General features: G+C 61.8%; 24 protein-coding genes. 6 read left to right on the top strand and 18 right to left on the bottom strand.

The features are described 5' to 3' along the window. Window positions 1–3 precede the first annotated feature (3 nt). The 13 genes from LMJ30_RS07475 to mltG form a co-directional block, all read right to left on the bottom strand. Window positions 4–1,209, bottom strand: a complete 1,206-nt coding sequence (locus LMJ30_RS07475; RefSeq protein ID WP_229431715.1) for a family 1 glycosylhydrolase — start codon at window positions 1,207–1,209, stop codon at window positions 4–6. 104 nt (window positions 1,210–1,313) lie between these two features. After that, window positions 1,314–2,129, bottom strand: a complete 816-nt coding sequence (locus LMJ30_RS07470; protein ID WP_229431714.1) for a M48 family metallopeptidase — start codon at window positions 2,127–2,129, stop codon at window positions 1,314–1,316. Between the two features lie 12 nt (window positions 2,130–2,141). Beyond that, window positions 2,142–2,369 (bottom strand): DUF6139 family protein, encoded by a 228-nt coding sequence (locus LMJ30_RS07465; protein WP_229431713.1) that lies wholly within the window; start codon window positions 2,367–2,369, stop codon window positions 2,142–2,144. Between the two features lie 111 nt (window positions 2,370–2,480). Then, a complete protein-coding gene (locus LMJ30_RS07460) occupies window positions 2,481–2,681 on the bottom strand; it encodes a hypothetical protein (protein ID WP_229431712.1) in 201 nt (66 codons plus the stop codon). A 131-nt stretch (window positions 2,682–2,812) separates the two neighbouring features. Further along, complete coding sequence (locus LMJ30_RS07455) at window positions 2,813–3,061, bottom strand: hypothetical protein (RefSeq protein WP_307729271.1); 249 nt, start codon at window positions 3,059–3,061, stop codon at window positions 2,813–2,815. A gap of 110 nt (window positions 3,062–3,171) precedes the next feature. Further along, the gene (locus LMJ30_RS07450) at window positions 3,172–4,095 is read right to left on the bottom strand and encodes a class I SAM-dependent methyltransferase (protein WP_229431710.1); all 924 of its coding nucleotides are present in this window, start codon (window positions 4,093–4,095) and stop codon (window positions 3,172–3,174) included. Window positions 4,096–4,211: 116 nt separating this feature from the next. Beyond that, a complete protein-coding gene (locus LMJ30_RS07445; RefSeq protein WP_229431709.1) occupies window positions 4,212–4,850 on the bottom strand; it encodes an ankyrin repeat domain-containing protein in 639 nt (212 codons plus the stop codon). 37 nt (window positions 4,851–4,887) lie between these two features. Continuing rightward, window positions 4,888–5,667 (bottom strand): TatD family hydrolase, encoded by a 780-nt coding sequence (locus LMJ30_RS07440; protein ID WP_229431708.1) that lies wholly within the window; start codon window positions 5,665–5,667, stop codon window positions 4,888–4,890. A 199-nt stretch (window positions 5,668–5,866) separates the two neighbouring features. Next, window positions 5,867–6,376, bottom strand: a complete 510-nt coding sequence (locus LMJ30_RS07435) for a GNAT family N-acetyltransferase (protein WP_229431707.1) — start codon at window positions 6,374–6,376, stop codon at window positions 5,867–5,869. An 18-nt stretch (window positions 6,377–6,394) separates the two neighbouring features. Then, window positions 6,395–6,772 carry a PilZ domain-containing protein gene (locus LMJ30_RS07430; RefSeq protein ID WP_229431706.1) on the bottom strand — a complete coding sequence of 126 codons (378 nt, stop codon included), beginning with the start codon at window positions 6,770–6,772 and terminating at the stop codon, window positions 6,395–6,397. Window positions 6,773–6,782: 10 nt separating this feature from the next. Further along, entirely contained in the window at window positions 6,783–7,820 is a 1,038-nt protein-coding gene (locus LMJ30_RS07425; protein ID WP_229431705.1) for a DNA polymerase III subunit delta', read from the bottom strand. Continuing rightward, window positions 7,820–8,449: a dTMP kinase gene (gene tmk, locus LMJ30_RS07420; RefSeq protein ID WP_229431704.1), complete on the bottom strand. Its 630-nt coding sequence runs from the start codon at window positions 8,447–8,449 to the stop codon at window positions 7,820–7,822. The genes LMJ30_RS07425 and tmk overlap by 1 nt, the downstream gene beginning before the upstream one ends. Before the next feature lie 12 nt (window positions 8,450–8,461). Then, the gene (mltG, locus tag LMJ30_RS07415; protein ID WP_229431703.1) at window positions 8,462–9,448 is read right to left on the bottom strand and encodes an endolytic transglycosylase MltG; all 987 of its coding nucleotides are present in this window, start codon (window positions 9,446–9,448) and stop codon (window positions 8,462–8,464) included. 92 nt (window positions 9,449–9,540) lie between these two features. Between mltG and ygfZ the strand changes: the two genes are divergently transcribed. From ygfZ to LMJ30_RS07400, 3 genes are read left to right on the top strand one after another with little or no spacing between them, the layout of a single operon-like run. Then, window positions 9,541–10,569 carry a CAF17-like 4Fe-4S cluster assembly/insertion protein YgfZ gene (gene ygfZ, locus LMJ30_RS07410; RefSeq protein ID WP_229431702.1) on the top strand — a complete coding sequence of 343 codons (1,029 nt, stop codon included), beginning with the start codon at window positions 9,541–9,543 and terminating at the stop codon, window positions 10,567–10,569. Between the two features lie 5 nt (window positions 10,570–10,574). Continuing rightward, complete coding sequence (locus LMJ30_RS07405; RefSeq protein ID WP_229431701.1) at window positions 10,575–10,865, top strand: DUF4936 family protein; 291 nt, start codon at window positions 10,575–10,577, stop codon at window positions 10,863–10,865. Then, window positions 10,856–11,593, top strand: coding sequence for an NRDE family protein (locus tag LMJ30_RS07400; RefSeq protein ID WP_229431700.1), 738 nt, complete (start codon window positions 10,856–10,858; stop codon window positions 11,591–11,593). The genes LMJ30_RS07405 and LMJ30_RS07400 overlap by 10 nt, the downstream gene beginning before the upstream one ends. Window positions 11,594–11,639: 46 nt before the next feature. Here LMJ30_RS07400 and LMJ30_RS07395 read toward each other — a convergent pair whose 3' ends face one another. From LMJ30_RS07395 to LMJ30_RS07375, 5 genes are read right to left on the bottom strand one after another with little or no spacing between them, the layout of a single operon-like run. Continuing rightward, a complete protein-coding gene (locus LMJ30_RS07395) occupies window positions 11,640–12,536 on the bottom strand; it encodes an SDR family oxidoreductase (RefSeq protein ID WP_229431699.1) in 897 nt (298 codons plus the stop codon). Then, window positions 12,536–13,534, bottom strand: a complete 999-nt coding sequence (locus LMJ30_RS07390) for an NADP-dependent oxidoreductase (protein ID WP_229431698.1) — start codon at window positions 13,532–13,534, stop codon at window positions 12,536–12,538. Before LMJ30_RS07390 ends, LMJ30_RS07395 begins: the two co-directional genes overlap by 1 nt. A 3-nt stretch (window positions 13,535–13,537) precedes the next feature. Beyond that, entirely contained in the window at window positions 13,538–14,320 is a 783-nt protein-coding gene (locus tag LMJ30_RS07385) for an SDR family oxidoreductase (RefSeq protein WP_229431990.1), read from the bottom strand. After that, window positions 14,320–14,622, bottom strand: a complete 303-nt coding sequence (locus tag LMJ30_RS07380) for a Dabb family protein (RefSeq protein ID WP_229431697.1) — start codon at window positions 14,620–14,622, stop codon at window positions 14,320–14,322. Before LMJ30_RS07380 ends, LMJ30_RS07385 begins: the two co-directional genes overlap by 1 nt. A gap of 12 nt (window positions 14,623–14,634) precedes the next feature. Continuing rightward, on the bottom strand, window positions 14,635–15,813 hold the full coding sequence (locus LMJ30_RS07375; protein ID WP_229431696.1) for an acetyl-CoA C-acyltransferase: 1,179 nt from the start codon (window positions 15,811–15,813) through the stop codon (window positions 14,635–14,637). Between the two features lie 236 nt (window positions 15,814–16,049). On the opposite strand from LMJ30_RS07375, the gene LMJ30_RS07370 reads away from it, so the two are divergent. From LMJ30_RS07370 to LMJ30_RS07360, 3 genes are all read left to right on the top strand, one after another. Continuing rightward, window positions 16,050–17,753 carry an MFS transporter gene (locus LMJ30_RS07370; protein WP_229431695.1) on the top strand — a complete coding sequence of 568 codons (1,704 nt, stop codon included), beginning with the start codon at window positions 16,050–16,052 and terminating at the stop codon, window positions 17,751–17,753. Between the two features lie 393 nt (window positions 17,754–18,146). Continuing rightward, complete coding sequence (locus LMJ30_RS07365) at window positions 18,147–20,252, top strand: TonB-dependent receptor (protein WP_229431694.1); 2,106 nt, start codon at window positions 18,147–18,149, stop codon at window positions 20,250–20,252. Window positions 20,253–20,313: 61 nt separating this feature from the next. Further along, window positions 20,314–20,589: an MBL fold metallo-hydrolase gene (locus LMJ30_RS07360; protein ID WP_229431693.1), complete on the top strand. Its 276-nt coding sequence runs from the start codon at window positions 20,314–20,316 to the stop codon at window positions 20,587–20,589. Window positions 20,590–20,773 lie beyond the last annotated feature (184 nt).

The following is a 20,773-nucleotide window of genomic DNA, read 5'->3' as shown; positions in this document are numbered from 1 at the left end:
TCTTTATTTGCGCAGGCACATCAGACCGCTGTTGACCTCGCCGGACCATGTCTTGATCAGCTCGCGGTAGGCCTCGCCGACGGGCTTGATCTGGCGCTCAAGATCGCACAGGCCGTAATGGTTCACCTGCCCGCTGTTGGAGGTCAGCAGGCTGTCCCAGTCGACCTGGTCGATCAGGCTGTACCAGGTGAATCCCACGATCGGCACGCCGTCATTTTTAAGGCGCAACACGTTCGACCACTGCTGCTCCAGCCAGACCCGCGCATCTTTCTCGGTGCGGCCGTCGTCGCGGTTGTTGGTCTCGGTGTGCATGACCGGCAGGCGGTAGCGGTCGTAGTATTGCTTGGTGATGACGTAGTAGCCGAACATCTCGCAGACGAACATGCTGCCGTCCGGGTACACAATATGTTCGTTGGTCGCGTAGTAATCGTTTCCCATGATGCAGACTGCCTTGACGTTGCGGTCGAGGAAAAAATGGTATTCCTCGCGCGTCATGCCGTTGTCCATCAGGTATTCGTACATCGTGCCGCAGACGTCGTAGCCGTAGTTCAGGTCCAGCGCCAGAAACCGCAGCTCGTTGAGGTGATCGGCAACTTTCATCGCCGCTGGCTCGGCCGCATGGAAGTATTCGGACGATTCGCTCTGGATGAACCTGCTGTCGGGCTGGACTTTGGCGATGGCTTCGGTCGCCAGGATGTTCGCCTTGACCAGGTGCTTGGTGGCATTGACGAAGGCCGCGTCCGAAGACAGGCACTCGTTCCACATCCCGCGCCGCGCCGAGAAGTTGGCGGCGACGAAGATCTCATTGACTGGCGTATACAGCGTCACCCAAGGGAAACGTTGCGCAAACGCCTGCGCGTAGTCGGCAAACAGCGTGGGGAAGTCCGGGTTTTGGAAGTCGCCAATCCAGTCGGGCACGCCGAAATGGCACAGGTCGACGATCGGTTTGATGCCGAGGCGCCGCATTTCCCCGAAAACCTGATCGGAAAAATCCCAGTCAAACCGCCCCGGTCCGAGATGCGTGCGGTAATAAGGCGGGCCGTACCGCAGCACGCCGATGCCAAGTTCCTTGACCAGCGCCAGGTCTTCGCGCCAGCGGCCGTAATGGCCGGTCTTCTCCATTTCATCGACACGGTGGCGCGTGCCGTCGGGCAAGGCAATGACGGGATAGCTGTTCTCGATGCCGGTTGCAAAAAGAAACGGTTGCATGCGCGTTCCTTCGCCTCGCCATGAGCATCGCGCGTGGGGAGGCAGCCGCGCGCGAGGATATCTTACTTCACAATCGCCGCGGCGCTGCTGGCGCTCCCCTCTTCCTATTGCTTGCGGGCCGCCTGGTACAGCGGCGCAACAGCCGCCTGCATCCGGGTCAGTTCCGCGATGCGGGAATCGTTGGCTGGATGGGTCGACAAGAACTCCGGCGGACGCGCGCCGCTGCTCGCGGCGCCCATCTTCTGCCAGACGCTGACCGCTGCGGCCGGGTTGAAGCCGGCGCGCGCGGCAAGTTCCAGGCCGATCTTGTCGGCTTCAACTTCGTTCTTGCGAGAATTCGGTAATGTGAGCATTACATCGGCAACCTGGCCGGCCATCTTGGCCTGCGACTCGGTGCTTTGCAGGGCGCCGAGCACGACCGAACCAATCAGGTTCTGCGCCATTGCCTGCGATACTTTTTCGCGGCCATGTTCGCGCAGTGCGTGGGCGATCTCGTGGCCGACCACCATGGCGATTTCGTCGTCAGTCAGGTTCAGCGACTGGATAATGCCGGTGTAGACGGTAATCTTGCCGCCCGGAGCGCAGGAAGCGTTCAGTTCAGGCGAATTGATCAGCGCTACTTCCCAATTCCAGTTTGCCGCATCTGGCCGGAAGACCGGCGCCTGCTGTTGCAGGCGCGCGGCAATGCGCCGGACGCGTTCGTACTCGGCGCCCTGGGTGATGAGCTTGCCTGCCGCTCGTGCTTTCTCATTCTGCTCGTTGAAACTTACCTGCGCCATTTGTTCGAGTTGGGCGGCTGGAACAATCAGCAATTGCCTGCGGTCGACATCGACGGCGCCCGGGCTTGTGGTCGAGGCGCAGCCAGCCAGCGTGGCGATGGCGGAAACGATGAGGGCGTGTTTAATCAAGGTAAGTTTCATGGTGGCGGATGATTAGTGGACGGAGGAAGTTACAGCGTAGCCTTTTTCGGAGAGCTGCTCCGTGAGGCGCTCGATGTCGTAATCCGGGATCTGGGTGGCGTCGTCTTCCACCTCGACCGCCCTGGCCTCCACCTGCCAGTCGGTATTGGTTGCTTCCTCGGGGATGTTGCGGGTCTCCGGAACTGCGAGATACTGGAATTTGCCGTCCGTCTCGGCCCTGCGGTAGATATCCAAGCGCATGCTGAACTCCTATGAAAAGAAAGGCAGACCTCGCCATCCGATGTGCGGATCCGTTTCCTTACTTTGGAGAAGGCAGCCCGTTCTGTCTGTTAAGTCACCCACATTGACGGGTTATCGGCCCGGACCGGACCCGAGGATGCGGGCCGGCAGCAGCACGATGGCGCGCAGCAGTTCGAACACCGCTTCGACCCCGATGCCGATCAGGCGGAATGGCAGGGTCAGCAGCCAAGCGACCGGCCACAGCACCAGTGCCAGCAGCGCGAGCGGCCAGCACAGGAACAGTACAAGCAACCACACCAGGAAACTAAGCATTGCACACTCCGCAGGACAGGGAATCAATGTGCATACAGTACGGGAGCCGCCGCCCGCGGGCAACCGGCTTGCGACCGGCTGCATGTGAGAGCGACAAGCATGCAAAAAACAGGGATAGACGGCAAAGCCGCTTACTGGCCCAGGCAGATGATCTTGGTGGCGTATTCGTGGGCGTTTGGCTTTTTCTTGGTCGCCCAGTCGATGGCTTCCTGCGCTTGGGCAACGGTCATGACGGTCGCCTTTTCCTTGTTCTTGATAAAGGAAACGCCCTCGAATTTGCCGTCTTTGCCGCGCATTACTTTCGCAAACACGGGTGGCTTGGTGTCGCCGTCGCTGATCTTGTTCTGCTGGACGAGGTAACGCTGGTCGTTGTTTTCCATAACGGTCATGGCTTGGTAGCTGTCAAACCCGCATTTTACGGGCTGGCGGCGCCAAGCGACAGGAAAACGATGACGGCCGGCAGCCCGCCGGCCGTTATTTTTGCAGTTGCTTAAGCGCGGGCTACAGTGAGGTGAGCCGGGGCGGCCACCATGTCTTGCGCGACCGATACCCGCATCGTTGCCTCAAGCGAAGGCAGCGAGCCGCCGGCGCGGTAAGAGAAGCTGACTTGCACCACATCACCGGCCTTGACGGCAACCGGCGTCGCTACAGGCAAGCTCATGTAGTGGTTGAGCCAGTCAATCGTGCTGCCCTCTTCCTGGACGACGGCAAGAATGTTCTTGGTGATGAAGCGCAGCGAATTGACCGTGCCGCTCTTTTCCGCGACGAATTCGCCTTCCCATGCGATCTGCGGGTCGGTTGGCTGGCTGAAATCCATGATGCTGTAGACCGTTGGCGGCGCAAGCGCGACGGTGCCAGGGTGAATCACATTGGTTTCGTGGAACTGGACGATAGGGGCGAAGAAGCCCTCGAAATCGTACTCCACCTGCATCGGCTGGACCGCCATGATGGCCGCTTCCGGAAGAAACACCGGCAGCGGGCCGCCGAAACGCTCGAGGTAACGGATCTTGAACGCTTCGATCACCTGGACCTGCTTTTCGCGCAGCATGCCCACGTGGATCATTTCGCAGATGACGACGTCGACCGGCTCAGGCGGCAAATACTCGAAGGCATCGGCGTGGACGACTTCGACCTTATGCCCGTTCGGATTGCGCGCCATGTTCTTGCGCGCTTCCTTGACCATGTCCGTATTAAACTCAACGCAATAGACCTTGTCGGCCTTGGTGGCCGCAAACCACGACAGCACGCCGGTACCGCCGCCGAGTTCGAGCACTTTGTGTCCGGGACGGACGGCGTAGTGAATAGCCGACTTAAACCCGTGCATGCGGTTCTGGTCCATCAGCATATTGTGGTGGTAATGGACGGGAATAAACTGTCCCAGGTAACAGCTCTCGATTTCGCTTTCGTTCCGCATGGTTTTCCTTTTCGTTCCTGACGATGTGACGATGCCATTATCGACAACATCCACCCCGCCCCATGCGGCGAGGTGGGCAGTGTTTCCATGCCAGTTCGGGAATTGCCCGAACGAAACTACGGGGCGCGGCGGCCCTGCTTGCGGCGCGTGTTGATGGCCTTGGCGATGCGCGGCTTGTCCATGCGCTCGGCCAGCTGGGCGGCGCTTAAGCCATCGTCCCCTTTTAGCGAGGTATCCGCGCCAGCCTCCAGCAGGACGGCCACGGCGGAATCCTGCCCTTCCCGCGCTGCCATCATCAACGGCGTCAGGCCGCCGGGCGCGCGTGCATTGATAGCAGCGCCGCGGTCGATGAGGATGCGGGCGATATCGTCCGCGCCGCCTGCCGCTGCGTAATGAAGGGGGCTCCAGCCTTTGCGGTTGACTGCTGCACCGCGCTCGAGCAAAGCCAGCGCGGCCGGCTTGTTGCGCTTGAACGCGGCCATCATCAGCGCCGTGTTGCCATTAGGCGCGGCAAGTTCAGTTTCTACGCGAGGATCGGCCACCAACACCTTGAAAACATTCATCGAATCTTCGCGCAGCGCGATGATCAGGGCGGTCTCGCCACTGCGCGGGTCGCGCGCATTGACATCCACCCCCTTGTCGATCAGCGACTTGACGGCGTTAGCGTTATCGACCTGGACGACCCGGAAGAAGTCGGTCAGGTCGTCTGCGCTGGCCCCGCGCGCCATGCCCAGACACAAAGTGAGAAAGAACATGAAGTGTGTCAGGCGGCGCATTTTTAACATGAAGTCCTCAGCGTACGGCTTTGAATAGATTGAAGAAATTGTTCGTCGTCTGCTCGGCGACCTGGCTGAGCGGAACATCTTTCAGTGTCGCCAGGTACTCGGCAACGTGGCAAACGAAACCGGGCTCGTTCATCCGGCCGCGGTGTGGAACTGGGGCAAGGTAAGGCGAGTCTGTTTCGATCAGGATACGTTCCATCGGCACGGCGCGGGCGACTGCCTGCAGATCCTTGGCGCTCTTGAAGGTCACGATACCGGAGAACGAAATATAGAAGCCCATCTCCAGCGCGGCCTCGGCCACTTCTAGCGATTCGGTGAAGCAATGCATGACGCCGGCGACGCCACCCTTGTCGGTGCCTGCGCCCTCCTCGCGCATGATCCGGATGGTGTCTTCGCTGGCCGCCCTTGTGTGGATAATCAAAGGCTTACGCGTGATTCTTGAAGCTCTTATGTGGGTACGGAAGCGCTCGCGCTGCCACTCCAGGTCGCCTTCCAGGCGGTAATAATCGAGGCCGGTCTCGCCGATCGCGATGATTTTCGGGTGATTGGCCAGCTCGACCAGCTGGTCGACGGTAGGCTCGGGCGTATCCTCGTAGTCGGGGTGGACGCCGACGGAAGCGTAAATGTGGGGATACTGCTCGGCCAGCGCGAGCACTTGGGGGAAATCGGGCAGGTCGACGGAAACACAGAGTGCGTGGGTCACCCGGTTTTCGGCCATTTTGGCAAGAATCTCGGGCATCCGGGCCGCCAGTTCCGGGAAATTAATGTGGCAGTGGGAATCGATGTACATGGCGGTATTGTACGCGATCACCCGTGAGCGAATGGCGCGTGACCCGCGGCGAAATGGCGACCTCCGCCGGGGAGTTGCGGGGGCCGTAGGGCGGACAAGCACGAAGTGCGCCTCCGCCGAACTGGCCGGAACACCGCCGACGCGATTCTGGCCAACTCGGCGGAGGCGCCCCGTTGGGGCTTGTCCGCCCTAGGTGCCTTTAAGCGACGCGCTTGCCCAGGATGATCAAATCGCGCTCGACACCGTCCAGGTTCGCCACTTTTGGCAAATGCGCCCAGGTTTCAAAACCGTACTTCTTGAACAGCCCCAAACTCGGCGCGTTATGCCCAAAAATGAATCCCAGCAGGGTGTGAACGGCAATCTTCGGCGCGTGCGAGATCGCCTGCTCCAGGCAGTACCGCCCCAGACCCTTGCCGCGCCAGTCCTCGGCAATATATATCGACACCTCAGCCGTACCGGCATACGCCGGACGGCCATAAAAGTTCGAGTAAGACATCCAGCCTATCACCGGGCCGCTGTGATTCGCCTCATGAATCACCCACAACGGGCGCCGCGCCGGGTCGTGATCATCGAACCATTGCTGGCGCGACGCAACCGTCACGGGCTCCGTATCCGCGGTCACTTCGCGGGAAGCAATCGTGGAGTTGTAAATCTCGACAATGACAGGCAGGTCTTCAGGGCGTGCAACGCGGTGGACGAAAGACGGCATAAAAGAAGCTAAGGGGAATTAAAGGGTGTGGGTGGCGCGCGACGAACGCAGCGCGGCGCCAAGGATTTCTTCAATGCGCAGCTTCGCGCGCTGGCCCGCTTCGTCGTCGGGGAAATGCACGCCGATGCCCTGGGCCTTGTTGTTGTTGGCGCCAGCAGGCGTGATCCAGGCAACCTTGCCCGCGATCGGGTACTTGTTAGGGTCTTCCATCAGCGCCAGGATCAGGTAGATCTCGTCGCCGAGCTTGTAGGGCTTGGCGGTTGGGACGAACATGCCGCCGTTCTTCAAAAACGGCATGTAAGCGGCGTACAGTGCCGCCTTTTCCTTGATGGCAAGCGACAGCACCGATGGCCGCGGGATCAGCGGAGCGTTCGGGTCAGTTGGATTGCCAGTCATTCAAGTCCTTTCAAGCACAACATGCAGTGTAATCAAGCAGCATGTCCTCGACAAACAATTTCGCCGACAGGGGGTGATCGGCGACCGCGCGCCGTTCGTTCGCACCCTTGATCGCGCGCATCAGGTTCGCAGTGTGCACCTTGCCCGCCAGTACTGCAAGTTCCTTCTGGTAACGAGGGTAGTAGCGGATCTTGCCGGATAACTTATATGACAACAGATCGTAGAGCCAGCGTTGTTGCCACGATACCAATGCGGACAGGGGCGCCTTGCTCAGCTTGTCCGCAGCCTTGAGTGCGCCTTCCACGCCGGGACGGGCAAGCACCTGCAGCAGCGCCTCCATGTCTTCGCGGCTGCCCGACTCCGATTGGGCAAGCGCCGCCAGCGGCGCCCCGCCCTGCTCGCGCAGCCAGCTGTCGGCGTCGGCCAGGCCCTGCTCCTTCAGCCATGTCAGTGCGGCCGCCTGGTCCGGCATCGGCAGCGCAAACTTGCGGCAGCGCGACAGGATGGTCGGCAGCAGGCGATCGAGGCTGTTTGACGCAAGCAGGAACACCGTGCCCGGAGGCGGTTCTTCCAGCGTCTTGAGCAGCGCGTTCGACGCCGGCGTGTTGAGCGCCTCGGCCGGGTAGACCACGACCACGCGCAAACCTTGCCGGTGGGTCGAGATATTCATGAAGTCGGCCAGGTTCCGGATCTGTTCGATCTTGATTTCCTTGGACGGCGCCTTGGTCGACTTGGATTTCTTGCCGCTGTCGGCTTCCGCACCCTCTTCGCCCTCCGCGCCAGGCTCGTCTTCCAGCGCTTCCGGCCGCACGCGGCGGTAGTCGGGGTGGTTCTGCTGCTCAAACCATCCGCATGAGGCGCAGGCGCCGCAGGCGTGGCCATCGGCCCGCACGTTTTCGCACAGCAGCGACTGGGCGAAGGTTTCGATGAAGTCCGATTTGCCCGTGCCTTCAGCGCCGTAGAACAAGATGGCGTGCGGCATGCGCTCGCGCAACAGTTGCAGCTGCTCCCACGCCTGTGCATGCCATGGATAAAGTGGCTTCGCCATTACGCGACCAGCTTTCCAAGCACCTGGGCAAGGAAGGCGCGGGTTTCTTCAATACTGCGGGTCGAATCGACGACAACGATACGGTCGGGGAACTGCGCGGCGCGGCGCAGGTATTCCTTGCGGCATGCCGAAAAGAAGTCGGCCTGCTCCTGTTCGAACTTGTCGAGGGTGCGTGTTGCGTCCAGGCGCGCGCGGGCAACGTCGAGCGGCACGTCGAACAGCAAGGTCAGGTCCGGCTGAAGGTGCGGGTGCACCCAGTTTTCCAGCGCCTCAAGCTTGGCGCGGTCCAGGCCGCGGCCGCCGCCCTGGTAGGCGAAGCTGGCGTCGGTAAAGCGGTCCGACAGCACCCAGTCGCCGCGCGCGAGGCCAGGAGCAATTACCTGCGCGATATGCTCGCGCCGGCTGGCGAACATCAGCAGCGCTTCCGTTTCCAGATCCATCTTTTCATGCAGCAGCAGGTCGCGCAGCTTTTCGCCGACGGCGGTGCCACCCGGTTCGCGCGACGACACCACCGTCTTGCCGCGCGACGCGAGGTAATCGGCAACAAAACCGATGTGGGTGGACTTGCCGGCGCCGTCGATGCCTTCAAAGCTGATGAACTTGCCCGGAACTGCTTTACTGTGGGTCATGAAACGCGACGCCTATCGTTGGAATTTGTTCACTGCGCGATTATGGTCGGGCAGGTTGTCGGAGAACTGGCTGCTGCCATCTCCGCGCGATACGAAATACAGCGCTTCGGTCGTGGCCGGCCCAAGCGCAGCGGCAAGCGATTTCTCGCCCGGCAGTGCGATCGGGGTCGGCGGCAAACCTGCGCGCGTATAGGTATTGTAAGGGGTATCCGTTTCGAGATCCTTCTTGCGGATGTTGCCGTCAAACTTCTGGCCGATGCCATAGATGACGGTCGGATCGGTCTGCAGCATCATGCCGCGCTTGAGGCGGTTGACGAACACCGCGGCGATCATCGGGCGCTCCGACTCCTTGCCGGTTTCTTTTTCGACGATCGACGCCATCACCAGCGCCTGGTACGGCGTCGTGTAGGGCAGCCCTTCCGCGCGCTTTTCCCACGCGGCGTTCAGCTTGGCCAGCAAGGTGGAGTGCGCCTGCTTGTAGATCGTCAGGTCGCTCGCGCCTTTGGCGAACAGGTAGGTATCCGGGAAGAACAGGCCTTCTGGCGCCTTGTACTCAGACGAAATCTTTGCCATCAGCTCAGCGTCCGACAGCTTTGCCGTGTCGTGGCGCAAGCCCTTGTTGCTGGCGACGGCTTCGCGCATCTGGCGGAACGTCCACCCCTCAATGATGGTCAGCGACTCTTGCGCAAATTCGCCGCGCACCATCTGGTCGATCAGGCCGCGCGGCGTGGTGTTCGGTTTCAGCTCGTACGAGCCGGCTTTGATCTTGCCGCTTTTCTGCGTCACGCGCGCCAGCATCGACAGCATGAACGGATTGACCGGCACCCCGGCGGCCGAGATTTCTTTCGCCGCCGCGCCCACCCCGCTACCCGGCAGCACAGTAAAGGGAATCGACTCCGCCTGGGTGGTGATGGGCTGCTTGGCCCAATAGCTGAAACCGCCGAGCGCGGCAGCCACGATAAGGATCGCTGCGATTACTACTTTTTTTATGAACGACATACCCGATCCCTTGGTTTTGCGCGGCTTCCGGCGCGATTTTCTCGACATCTTTATAATGAGCCCGTAATGATAAAGCTTTAATCGGCAAACAAATGAATAATATAAACAGTTGGAACGACTATCTCGCTGCAAACGGCGCCCCTGTACTTACGCCTGACCAGCTCGCCAATGGCTTCGTTGCCGTGGTCACCGGCCAGGACATCATCGCCGTCACCGGCGAGGACGCCGCCAGCTTCCTGCACGGACAACTTACTAACGACGTCGAGCACCTCGGCAAGGCCGAAGCGCGCCTTGCCGGCTACTGCTCGCCAAAGGGCCGCTTGCTTGCAAGCTTCCTCATGTGGCGCAACGCCGACTCCATTTTTCTGCAAGTGCCGTCGGAACTGCGTGCTGCACTGCAAAAACGCCTGTCGATGTTTGTTCTTCGTGCAAAGGCCAGATTATCCGATGTGTCCGCCGATACTGCAAACTCCGTAACGCTGGGAATCGGCGGCGCCAACGGCCGCGCCGCGCTCCAGCAAGTGCTTGGCGACTTGCCTGCCGCGCCCTACACCCGCATCGACCACGCGCTTGGCACCGTCATCCGCGTCGCCGACGCCTTTGGCGCACCCCGCTATCAATGGCTGACCTCGCCGGACACCGCGCGCGAACTCCTGCCCGCACTGGGGGCAACACTGGCTTTCGGCGGAAGTGACGCCTGGCGCCTGTCGGACATCCACGCGGGTATTCCGCAGATTACGCTCAAGACCCAGGAACAGTTCGTACCCCAGATGGTGAACTACGAACTGATCGGCGGCGTCAATTTCAAGAAAGGCTGCTACCCGGGACAGGAAATCGTCGCGCGCAGCCAATACCTGGGCAAGCTCAAGCGCCGCACCGCGCTCGCCACCATCGACAGCCCTGACGCTGCCGCGGGCGACGAAGTGTTTGACGTCGCCGATCCCGACCAGCCCTGCGGCATGATCGTCAACGCGGCGGCCAATGGCGCAGGCGGGGTTGACGCCCTGGTCGAACTGAAGCTCGCTGCGCTGGAGCAAGGCGACATCCGCCTCGGCTCCGCCGCCGGCGCCCCGCTGCGCTTCAAGCCGATGCCCTACGCGCTGGACGCGCTCGACCTGTAGCCGCGATGCGCGACCTCTATATCTATTACAAGGTGGGCGAACAGCACGCCGACGCCCTCGAACTGCGCCTGCGCATCATGCAGGCCGAGCTGGGCGCGCTGACCGGCGTGTACGGCGAGATCAAGCGCCGCCCCGGCAGCCGCGACGGACTGCAGACGTGGATGGAAATCTACGCGGGAACCGGCGACGGCTTTGATGCAGCCCTGGCCGCTGCCGAGCGCGATGCCTCACTATCGGAACTGATCGAAGGCGAACGCCGCACCGAAGTCTTTATGGATCTAAGCCCATGTGCCTGATTGTTTTCGCCTGGCAGGTTATCCCCGGCGTGCCGCTGATTGCCGCCGCCAACCGCGACGAGTTCTATGACCGCCCGGCCACGGCCGCCGACAACTGGCCAGAAGCCCCGCACGTGATCGCCGGGCGCGACCTGAAGGCCGGCGGCACCTGGATGGGCGTTGCGCAAGAAGGCCCGAATGGCGCGCGGTTTGCCGCCATTACCAATATCCGGGGTCCGCAGGAACGGCGCACCGATGCGCCGTCGCGCGGTGCGTTGGTGGCCGATTACCTCGCTGGGGAAATGACGGCAGCGGAATATATCGCGCATATCGCCAACGGCAGCGACGCCTACAACGGCTTCAACCTGGTGCTGGGCGACAGCGAGAGCCTGTTCTGGTACTCCAACCGCGGCGCCGAAGACGTGCGCAATGGAAAGCAGCTGGAGCCGGGCATTTATGGCGTGTCGAATGGCTTGCTCGATGCACCGTGGCCGAAGGTCGTCAGGACCAAGGCGCAGTTTGCGAGCCTGCTGTGCCAGGGTGCACCGGAAGACGCCTACTTTGAAATGCTGGCCGACACGACCCGCGCGCCAGATGCGCGCCTGCCCGATACCGGAATTGCGCTCGACCTGGAGCGCCAATTGTCTGCGGTATGCATCGAAACCCCGGGCTACGGTACCCGGACGTCGACGGTGGTGAAGTTGTACTCCAATGCACCGGCAGAGCTGCACGAGCGCGTAATCCAATAAACCCGTAGGGCGGATAAGGCGAACGCCGCATCCGCCGGGTTGGCCTCTACAGTTTCGACCTCAGCATCTCTCGCACATGCGGCGTTGCCGCGTACGGGTCGCCCGGATTCCTCTGATGCACAATCGCATCCATCCGTTCCGCGACATTGCCCAGCGCTCCAGGGTGCGAATAGATATAAAACTGTCCGTCGCGCACCGCGTCGAAGGTCATCTGCGCCACCTGCGCCGCCGTCACCTTGCCCGACTCAACCGCCTTCACGGTCAGCGCCTGCGCAGCCAGCTGGCTCGCCGTCGGCGCCGCTTCCATCCTGACGTCATCAGGCCGGTTCCGGTGCGACTGGCTGATGCCGGTCGGCACAAAGTACGGACACAGCACCGACGCGCCAATCGGCGCATCAACCAGCTGCAAGTCGTGGTACAGCGACTCCGACAACGACACCACCGCATGTTTCGAGACGTTATATACACCCATCGCAGGCGCGTTCAGCAGTCCCGCCATTGACGCGGTATTCACGATATGTCCTTCGAACTGCGCATCGCGTTTCGCACACTCAAGCATCAGGCGGGTAAAGATGCGCACACCGTGGATCACGCCCCACAGGTTAACGCCCAGCACCCATTCCCAGTCGGCCTCGCTGTTCTCCCAGACCAGCCCGCCTGCACCCACGCCAGCGTTGTTAAACACCAGGTGCACCGCGCCGAAGCGCTCCATTGCCGCGTCGGCCAGCGCCTGCACCTGTTCGCCCTTGCGCACGTCGCAGCGCATGGCCAGCACTTGCGCGCCCTGCCCTTCCAGCTCGCTGCGCGCACGGTCGAGCGCGTCCTGCTGCACGTCCGCCAGCACAATCTTCATGCCGAGCCCGGCCGCAACATGTGCGAACTCGCGGCCCAGGCCGCCCGCTCCGCCGGTGATGACGGCGACCTTGCCGGCGAAGTTCTTCATCAGGTCAACTTGACGAGCTGTTTACCGAAATTGCGTCCCTGCAGCAAGCCAATGAATGCTTCAGGCGCCGCCGCCAGGTTGGGCGCAACCGTTTCGCGGTATTTGAGCTTGCCGGTTCCAACCAGCATGCCCAGCTCGGCGAGCCCCTGCGGCCAGAACTCCATGTGCTCGGTCACGATGAAACCGCGCAACGTCATGCGATTGGTCAGCAAGAATCGCGTATTGCGCAGCGGGGTTTCTTCGCCGTTGTAGCCGGCGATCAGGCCGCACAGCGCAACCCGTGCAAAGGCATTGGTTTGCGACAGCGCGCGGTCGAACACTTCGCCGCCGACGTTTTCAAAGATGCCGTCGATACCGTTTGGCGCGGCGGCCAGCAGGTCGGCCTTCAGGTTGCCTGCCTTGTAGTCGACGCAGGCGTCAAAGCCCAGTTCGTCCACCACATAGGCGCACTTTTCCGGTCCGCCGGCAATGCCGACCGCGCGGCAGCCGCGCAGCTTGGCCAGCTGGCCGACCGCGCTGCCGACCGCGCCGCTGGCCGCCGTGACCACCACGGTTTCGCCCGCTTTAGGCGCGATGATCTGGTTCAGGCCGTACCAGGCAGTCATGCCGGGCATGCCGACGGCGCCCAGGTAAGCCGACAGCGGCACGTGCGTGGTGTCGACTTTGCGCAGGTTACGGCCGTCATCGATGCCCATCTCCGCCCAACCCATCATGCCCACGACCTTGTCGCCGACGGCTAATTTGGGATTGTTCGACGCCACCACTTCGCCGGCGGTACCGCCGATCATGGTCTCGTCGAGCGGCTGCGATGCGGCATAGCTTTTCGCTTCGCTCATGCGCCCGCGCATGTAAGGGTCGAGCGACAGGTAGTGGTTGCGCACCAGGACTTCGCCCGCCTTCAGTTCAGGGAGCGAAGCAGTTTCGATGCGGAAGTTTTCCGGCAGGACCGTGCCTTTGGGACGCGAAGCCAGGACGATGCGTTGATAAGTCGTAGTCATGATTTATACCGCTGAGACACCGCCATCGACCGCGAGGGTCTGGCCAGTGATGTGTTTGCCAGCATCGGATGCGAACAGCACCGTTGCGCCTTTGAGATCTTCGTCGTCGCCAATCCGCCCCAGCGGCGCGCCGCGCGCCAGCTTGTTGACGCCGATTGCATCGAGCAGGCCCTTGGTCATCTTCGAGGGGAAGAATCCAGGCGCGATCGAGTTGACTGTGATGTTGTAGCGTCCCCATTCACCGGCCAGCGTGCGCGTGAAGTTGATGACGGCGGCCTTGGAGGTATTGTAGGCCAGCGTCTGCATCGTGCCGGCCGGGTTGCCGGCCAGGCCGGCGATCGAGGAGATGTTGATGATGCGGCCGTACTTCCGCGGGATCATCGACAGCTTGCCGACCGCCTGGCTCACCAGGAAAATGCCGCGGATGTTCAGGTTCATGACCTTGTCCCACGCTTCGACCGGATGGTCTTCGGCGGGCGAACCCCAGCTGGCGCCCGCGTTGTTGACGAGGATGTCGATGTGGCCCAGGCGCTCGATGGCCTGGCCGACCAGCGCCTGCACCTGCTCGTCCTGCGACAGGTCGGCGGCGATTGCGGAGGCGTCGATGCCGCGCGACTTCAGGTGGGCGCAGGCCTCATCCAGCTCGGACTGCTTGCGCGACGAGATGACGACCTTCGCCCCCATTTCGCCCAGCGCTTCGGCCATCTGCAGGCCCAGCCCGCGCGAGCCGCCGGTAACCAGCGCGGTCTTGCCGGCCAGCGAGAACAGTTCCTGGACGGTGCGCATCATGCGTGGTAATCCATGCACTGGCGCTCGGCGCGGACCGCGCCGATGAACGGCTTGACCGCAACGTGGACCGGGTGGTCGGCGTAGGCGTCGAGCGACTCCTTGCTGTCGAATTCGGAATACAGCACGATGTCGTAGGTCGCTTCGAGCCCGGGCTCGGGCAGCTTGACTTCAAACTTCAGCGTGCCCGGAACCAGGTTCGCGCAGCTATCCAGTTTCTGCTTCATTTTCACTGCGTTGGCGGCCTTATCGGCGCCTTCGGCAAAGTCCTTCAGTTTCCACATTACGATGTGCTTGATCATCTTGTTCTCCTCTCAGACCACTTCGAACAGGCCAGCCGCACCTTGGCCGCCGCCGATGCACATCGTCACCACCACATACTTGACGCCGCGGCGCTTGCCTTCGATCAGCGCGTGGCCGACCAGGCGGGCGCCCGACACGCCGTAAGGATGTCCAACGGCGATCGCGCCACCATTGACGTTGAGGCGGTCCATCGGAATGCCCAGCCGGTCGGCGCAGTAAAGCACCTGCACCGCGAAGGCCTCATTCAACTCCCACAGGCCGATGTCGGCGACCGACAGGCCGGCCTTCTGCAGCAGCTTGGGCACAGCGAAGACCGGGCCGATGCCCATTTCATCCGGCTCGCAACCGGCCACGGCGAAACCGCGGAAGATGCCCAGCGGCTGCAAGCCCTTCGCTTCGGCGGCGCGGCCGCTCATGACGACGGCAACCGATGCGCCGTCGGAAAACTGGCTGGCATTGCCGGCGCTGATGACGCCTCCAGGCACTGCCGTACGAATCTTGGAGACCGCTTCCAGCGTCGTGTCCGCGCGAATGCCCTCGTCGGCCGAAATAGTCACTTCGCGGCTCAGCAACATGCCCGATGCCTTGTCGGCCACGCCCATGACGGTAGTCATCGGCACGATCTCGGCGTCAAACTTGCCGGCTGCCTGGGCGTTGGCGGCGCGCTGCTGGCTTTGCACGCCGTATTCATCCTGGCGGTCGCGGCCGATGTTGTAGCGCCTGGCGACCGTCTCGGCGGTTTGCAGCATTGGCCAGTACAGCTCGGGCTTGTTCTGCTTGAGCCAGGTTTCGGCCAGCATGTGGGTGTTCATCTCTTGCTGTACGCAGGAAATCGATTCGACGCCGCCGGCTGCGTAAATCTCGCCCTCGCCGGCAATGACCCGCTGTGCGGCCAGGGCGATGGTCTGCAGGCCGGACGAGCAGAAACGGTTGACCGTCATGCCCGCCGTGGACACCGGGCAGCCGCCGCGAATGGCGATCTGGCGCGCAATGTTAGCGCCGGTTGCGCCTTCCGGATTGGCGCAACCGATCAGCACGTCTTCGACCTCGCCCGGCTCGATGCCCGCGCGCGCAATGGCAGCCTGCAGCACATGGCCGCCCAGGGTGGCGCCGTGCGTCATGTTGAATGCGCCTTTCCACGATTTGGCCAGGCCGGTGCGGGCGGTCGATACGATGACGGCGTCTAACATTGATGTCTCCTGATTGGGTGTGGGAACGCCGTTGCGGCGCAATGATCGATACGAGAATAGCACAATTTAGTACGGTCGTTCGCAAATTGTTGAGGGCGACAATATCCTCCCGGGATACTTGTAAGCTTTGCGTAAGTTTGAAGCAAGAATGACGTAAGTTTAACGGCCCACACTCCGTGTCAGTCGAAGAAGTATCGGCTAATCCGATGACACTAAATATATACACGGAGACAAACATGGCAATCACACCCGGCATGACCGCCGACGGACGCAAGGTAACCCCTACGTCGACGGCGATGACCAAGGAAGAACGCAAGGTCATCTTTGCATCTTCCCTCGGTACCGTTTTCGAATGGTACGACTTCTACCTGTACGGGGCGCTCGCGAGCATTATCGCCAAGCAGTTCTTCGTTGGCGACCCGACCACCACCTTCATCTTCGCCCTGCTGGCATTTGCCGCAGGCTTCATCGTGCGTCCGTTCGGCGCACTGGTGTTCGGCCGCCTCGGCGACATGATCGGCCGCAAGTACACCTTCCTCGTCACCATCCTGATCATGGGCGCATCGACCTTCCTGGTCGGCCTGCTGCCTAGCTACGCGCAGATCGGCATCGCGGCGCCTATCATCCTGGTCTCGCTGCGCATCCTGCAGGGCCTGGCGCTGGGCGGCGAATACGGCGGTGCTGCAACCTACGTGGCCGAACACGCTCCGGAAGGCAAGCGCGGCTTCTTCACCTCGTTCATCCAGACCACCGCGACCCTGGGCCTGTTCCTGTCGCTGCTGGTCATCCTGGGCGTACGTACCGCGATGGGCGAAGAAGAATTCACCGCCTGGGGCTGGCGCATTCCGTTCCTGGTATCGGTCCTGCTGCTGGGCATCTCCGTGTGGATCCGCCTGTCGATGAATGAATCGCCGGCATTCGCCAAGATGAAGGCCGAAGGCAAAACCTCGAAAGCCCCGCTGAGCGAAGCTTTCCTGAAGCCGAAAAACGCCAAGATCGTCTTCCTGGCACTGGTTGGCCTGACCATGGGCCAGGCGGTAGTCTGGTACACCGGCCAGTTCTACGCCCTGTTCTTCCTGACCCAGACCCTGAAAGTGGACCTGGCCACCGCCAACATCATGGTTGCGGTGTCGCTGGCGCTGGCTACCCCGTTCTTCATCGTGTTCGGCATGCTGTCCGATAAGATCGGCCGCAAGATGATCATCCTGGGCGGTTGCCTGATCGCTGCACTCACCTATTTCCCGATCTTCAGCGCGCTGACCCACTACGCCAACCCTGCCTTGGAATCCGCACTGAAGAATTCGCCAGTGGTTGTGATCGCTGATCCCGCAGCCTGCAAATTCCAGTTCGACATGACCGGCACCAAGAAATTCCCGGCATCGTGCGACATCGCCACGCGTATGCTGACAGCCGCATCGGTCAGCTATACCAAGGTCGACGCACCAGCCGGTTCGGTAGCCCGCATCAAGATCGGCGACAAGGAATACAGCTCGTTCAACGCCAGCATGACGCCTGACGGCCTGAACTTCGACGACGCCAGCAAGGCGCGCGAAACGGCGCTGAAGACCGAAGTGGGCGCCGCGATCAAGGCCGCAGGCTATCCGGCGAAGGCTGATCCCGAGCAGATCAACAAGCCGATGGTGGTGCTGCTGCTGTTCATCCTGGTGATCTACGTGACGATGGTGTACGGCCCGATTGCAGCGATGCTGGTAGAGATGTTCCCGACCCGCATCCGCTACACCTCGATGTCCCTGCCGTACCACATCGGTAACGGCTGGTTCGGGGGCCTGCTGCCGACCACGGCCTTCGCGCTGGTGGCATTTAAAGGCGACATCTACTACGGCCTGTGGTACCCGATCATCGTGGCGCTGATCACCGTGGTGATCGGTATGCTCTTCGTGAAGGAAACCAAAGACAACGACATTTACGCTGCTGACTAAGCGTTTCACCGTTGGACATCAATGCCGCTAGCGATAGCGGCATTTTTTTTGGCTATGCCACCGTTAAGTGTGGAGGCGCTACACCCTCGTCGTTCCCGCGCACGCGGGAACCCATACGGAAGACGATCAGTAATAAAGCGATTCGACCTCCAGCGCATACATAGTAGGGGTTCCCGCTTTTGCGGGAAGTCGGGTCCGCCAGTGGCGGGCACGACGTGTTGAATTCCATAACTAACGGTGACATAGCCTTTTTTTGCCTGAGCACCCGGTACATGCGCCCACGCCGCGCCAATTGTCCATAATTTGATCTAGTTCATTGAGCCATCTTTGTTAAATGCATGACTATTGATGCAACGCACCACGCGACAACATCACCGACAAAGAAAGCAAAAAATGAAACGTACCTGCCTGTCCCTGTCCATCCTGCTGGCATTTGGGGGCGCAAGCACGGCCAGCCACGCGGCCGAAACGGCAGCTGCCGGGATTCCCACTGTAGTGATCTCGGCCAAGCTGCTGGAAAGCTACCCTTACCGTATGGAGGCAAGCAGCGACAGCGCTGGCTTGCTAGCCAGTACGCCTGGCTTTGCCACCGCGGCGAGCGGCGGTGTCTCTGGCTTCCCGGTGGTAAACGGGCTGGGTGACGACCGCCTCAAGATTCGCATCGGGGCGATGGAAGTCACCGCCGCCTGCGCCAATCACATGAACCCGCCGATGTCCTACATCGATCCGAAACAGGTGCAGGCGATCGAACTGACCGCTGGCGTCACGCCGGTGAGCAACGGCGGCGACAATATCGGCGGCACCATCAACATCAGCACCGCGACGCCGGTATTCGCCAAACCGGGCGCCGGCCTGCGTACCGAAGGCAGCGTTTCGCTGACCACCCGCAGCGTTAACAACACCATCTCCGTGGGCGCCAGCGGCGCCGTTGCGAGCGAGCAGTTCAGCTTCTCGTTCGACGGCGCGCGGGCAAAGGCCGACAGCTACAAGGATGGCAGCGGCCGCACCATTCTCGCAAGCATGTACAAGAGCACCAACCTTGGCGTCACGCTCGGCTACCGGCAGGACGGCCACCGACTGACGCTGCGCGCCGGTACCCAGGAGATTCCGTACCAGGGCTTTCCGAACCAGTACATGGACATGACGGACAACACCGCCAACCACGCCAGCCTGGCCTACGAAGGCCAGTATGACTGGGGCCAGCTCGATGCCACCACCTACTGGCAGCAGACCGACCACAAAATGGGGTTCTTCACGCCCGAACGCACAGGCAAGATGCCGATGGTGACCGAAGGCCGCGACCGCGGCTACACGATCCGCGCCACCCTCCCCCTGGGCGGCGAGCAGCTCATGCGCTTTGGCCACGAATACCATCGCTTCGCGCTGCAGGACTATTGGCCCGCGGTGGCCGGATCAGCGATGATGGGGCCGCAAACCTATGTCAACATCAATGATGGCGAGCGCACCCGCCTGGCGCTGTATGCCGAAGTCGTCAACCATTTCGGCCAGGAGTGGATCACCCAGCTGGGCGCGCGCACTGAGCGCGTCCATACCGATGCGGGCGACGTCCAGGCCTATGCCAACAACATGATGAACGCGGCTGATGCAGCGGCGGCCACTGCCTTCAACGCGCGGTCGCGCCGGCAAAGCGACGCCAACCTTGACCTGACCGCCACGGCGCGCTACCAGCCGGGCCCCGGTTTCGACCTGGACTTCGGCTTCGGCCGCAAGACCCGCTCGCCCAACCTGTATGAGCGCTATGCATGGGGCCGCGGCGTGATGGCCATGACGATGACGAACTGGTTCGGCGATGGCAACGGCTATGTCGGCAATATCGACCTGAAGCCCGAATCGGCGAATACGCTGAGCGCCACCGTGCACTGGCACGGGACCGAGCGCGACAGCTGGTTCGTCAAGCTGGCGCCCTACTACAACCGGGTCAGCGACTACATCGATGTCGATACGGTAGGCAGCTTCAACCCCTACAAGTCGGCGCAGGCGAAGGGCGCGCTGCTGCGCTTCGCCAACCACGACGCCACCTTATACGGCGCCAACCTGTCATGGAAAGCCCCGATCGCGCGCACCGCGCTGCTGGGCGAGTTAAACCTCACTGGCAACGCATCGCTCACGCGCGGGAAGCGAAACGATGAAGGCGTGCTCTATCGGATGATGCCGCCAAACATGCTGCTCGCACTTGAGCAGCGCGACGGCCCGTGGAACAGCCAGCTCGAAGTCAAGGCGGTCGCAGCGAAAGACCGCGTCGACCAGCGCCGGCTGGAGCCTCGCACCGCTGGCTACGCCCTGCTCAACGCACGCACCGCCTATCAGTGGAAAAACGGCTTGCTGCTGACGCTTGGCATCAGCAACTTGCTCGATAAAACCTACAGCGATCCGCTGGGCGGGGTGTACCTGACTGGCCTCGCGGCTGACAAAGGGGCGCTGACCAGCCTGACAGCTCCTGGCCGCTCATTCGACATTGGCGCCTCCCTGCGCTTCTGATCGGGTCGCCGAACCAATCCGCCTGCATCCCATCCAGACGCCCGGGCATACGCCGGGCCACATGAGTGTGTTGATGGAGTCGCTTGGGGAAAGTGCGATTTACCTGGGCGACCTGTGCCATCACCCGCCTCACTTTGAACATCTTGATTGGATCAGCAGCTTTGAGACCGATCCGCAGGTGACGCTGGAATCCCGCGCGCGGCTATTTGAAATGGCGGTTCAAAAGGCTGCGCTGGTGATATGCCCGCACGCGACATATCCGGGCATGGGCCGCGTGCGGCGTGTTGCGGGTGGATATGCCTGGAAAGCCGCAGGCGGCGCAAGCAATGGCGGATGACGGGCTACGCCCTCTTCCGCCCTACCGGCCCCGACACGATCCCATCCCGGAACCGTAGGGTGGATAAGCGTGTATAGCCGGGACACATAGTGAACACATGTCGGGAGACATGGTGAACACCTTTTATGATCATCGTTTTGCCACCTTGGGGAGCAGACGATGCCTTGGAAGGAGAGTTCACAAA

The sequence above is a fragment of the Massilia agrisoli genome, assembly GCF_020831365.1.
GTDB classification, from domain to species: Bacteria; Pseudomonadota; Gammaproteobacteria; order Burkholderiales; family Burkholderiaceae_D; genus Telluria_A; species Telluria_A agrisoli.
The sequence above is the reverse complement of the archived record's forward strand: the minus strand, read 5'-3'. Positions and strand labels throughout refer to the sequence as shown.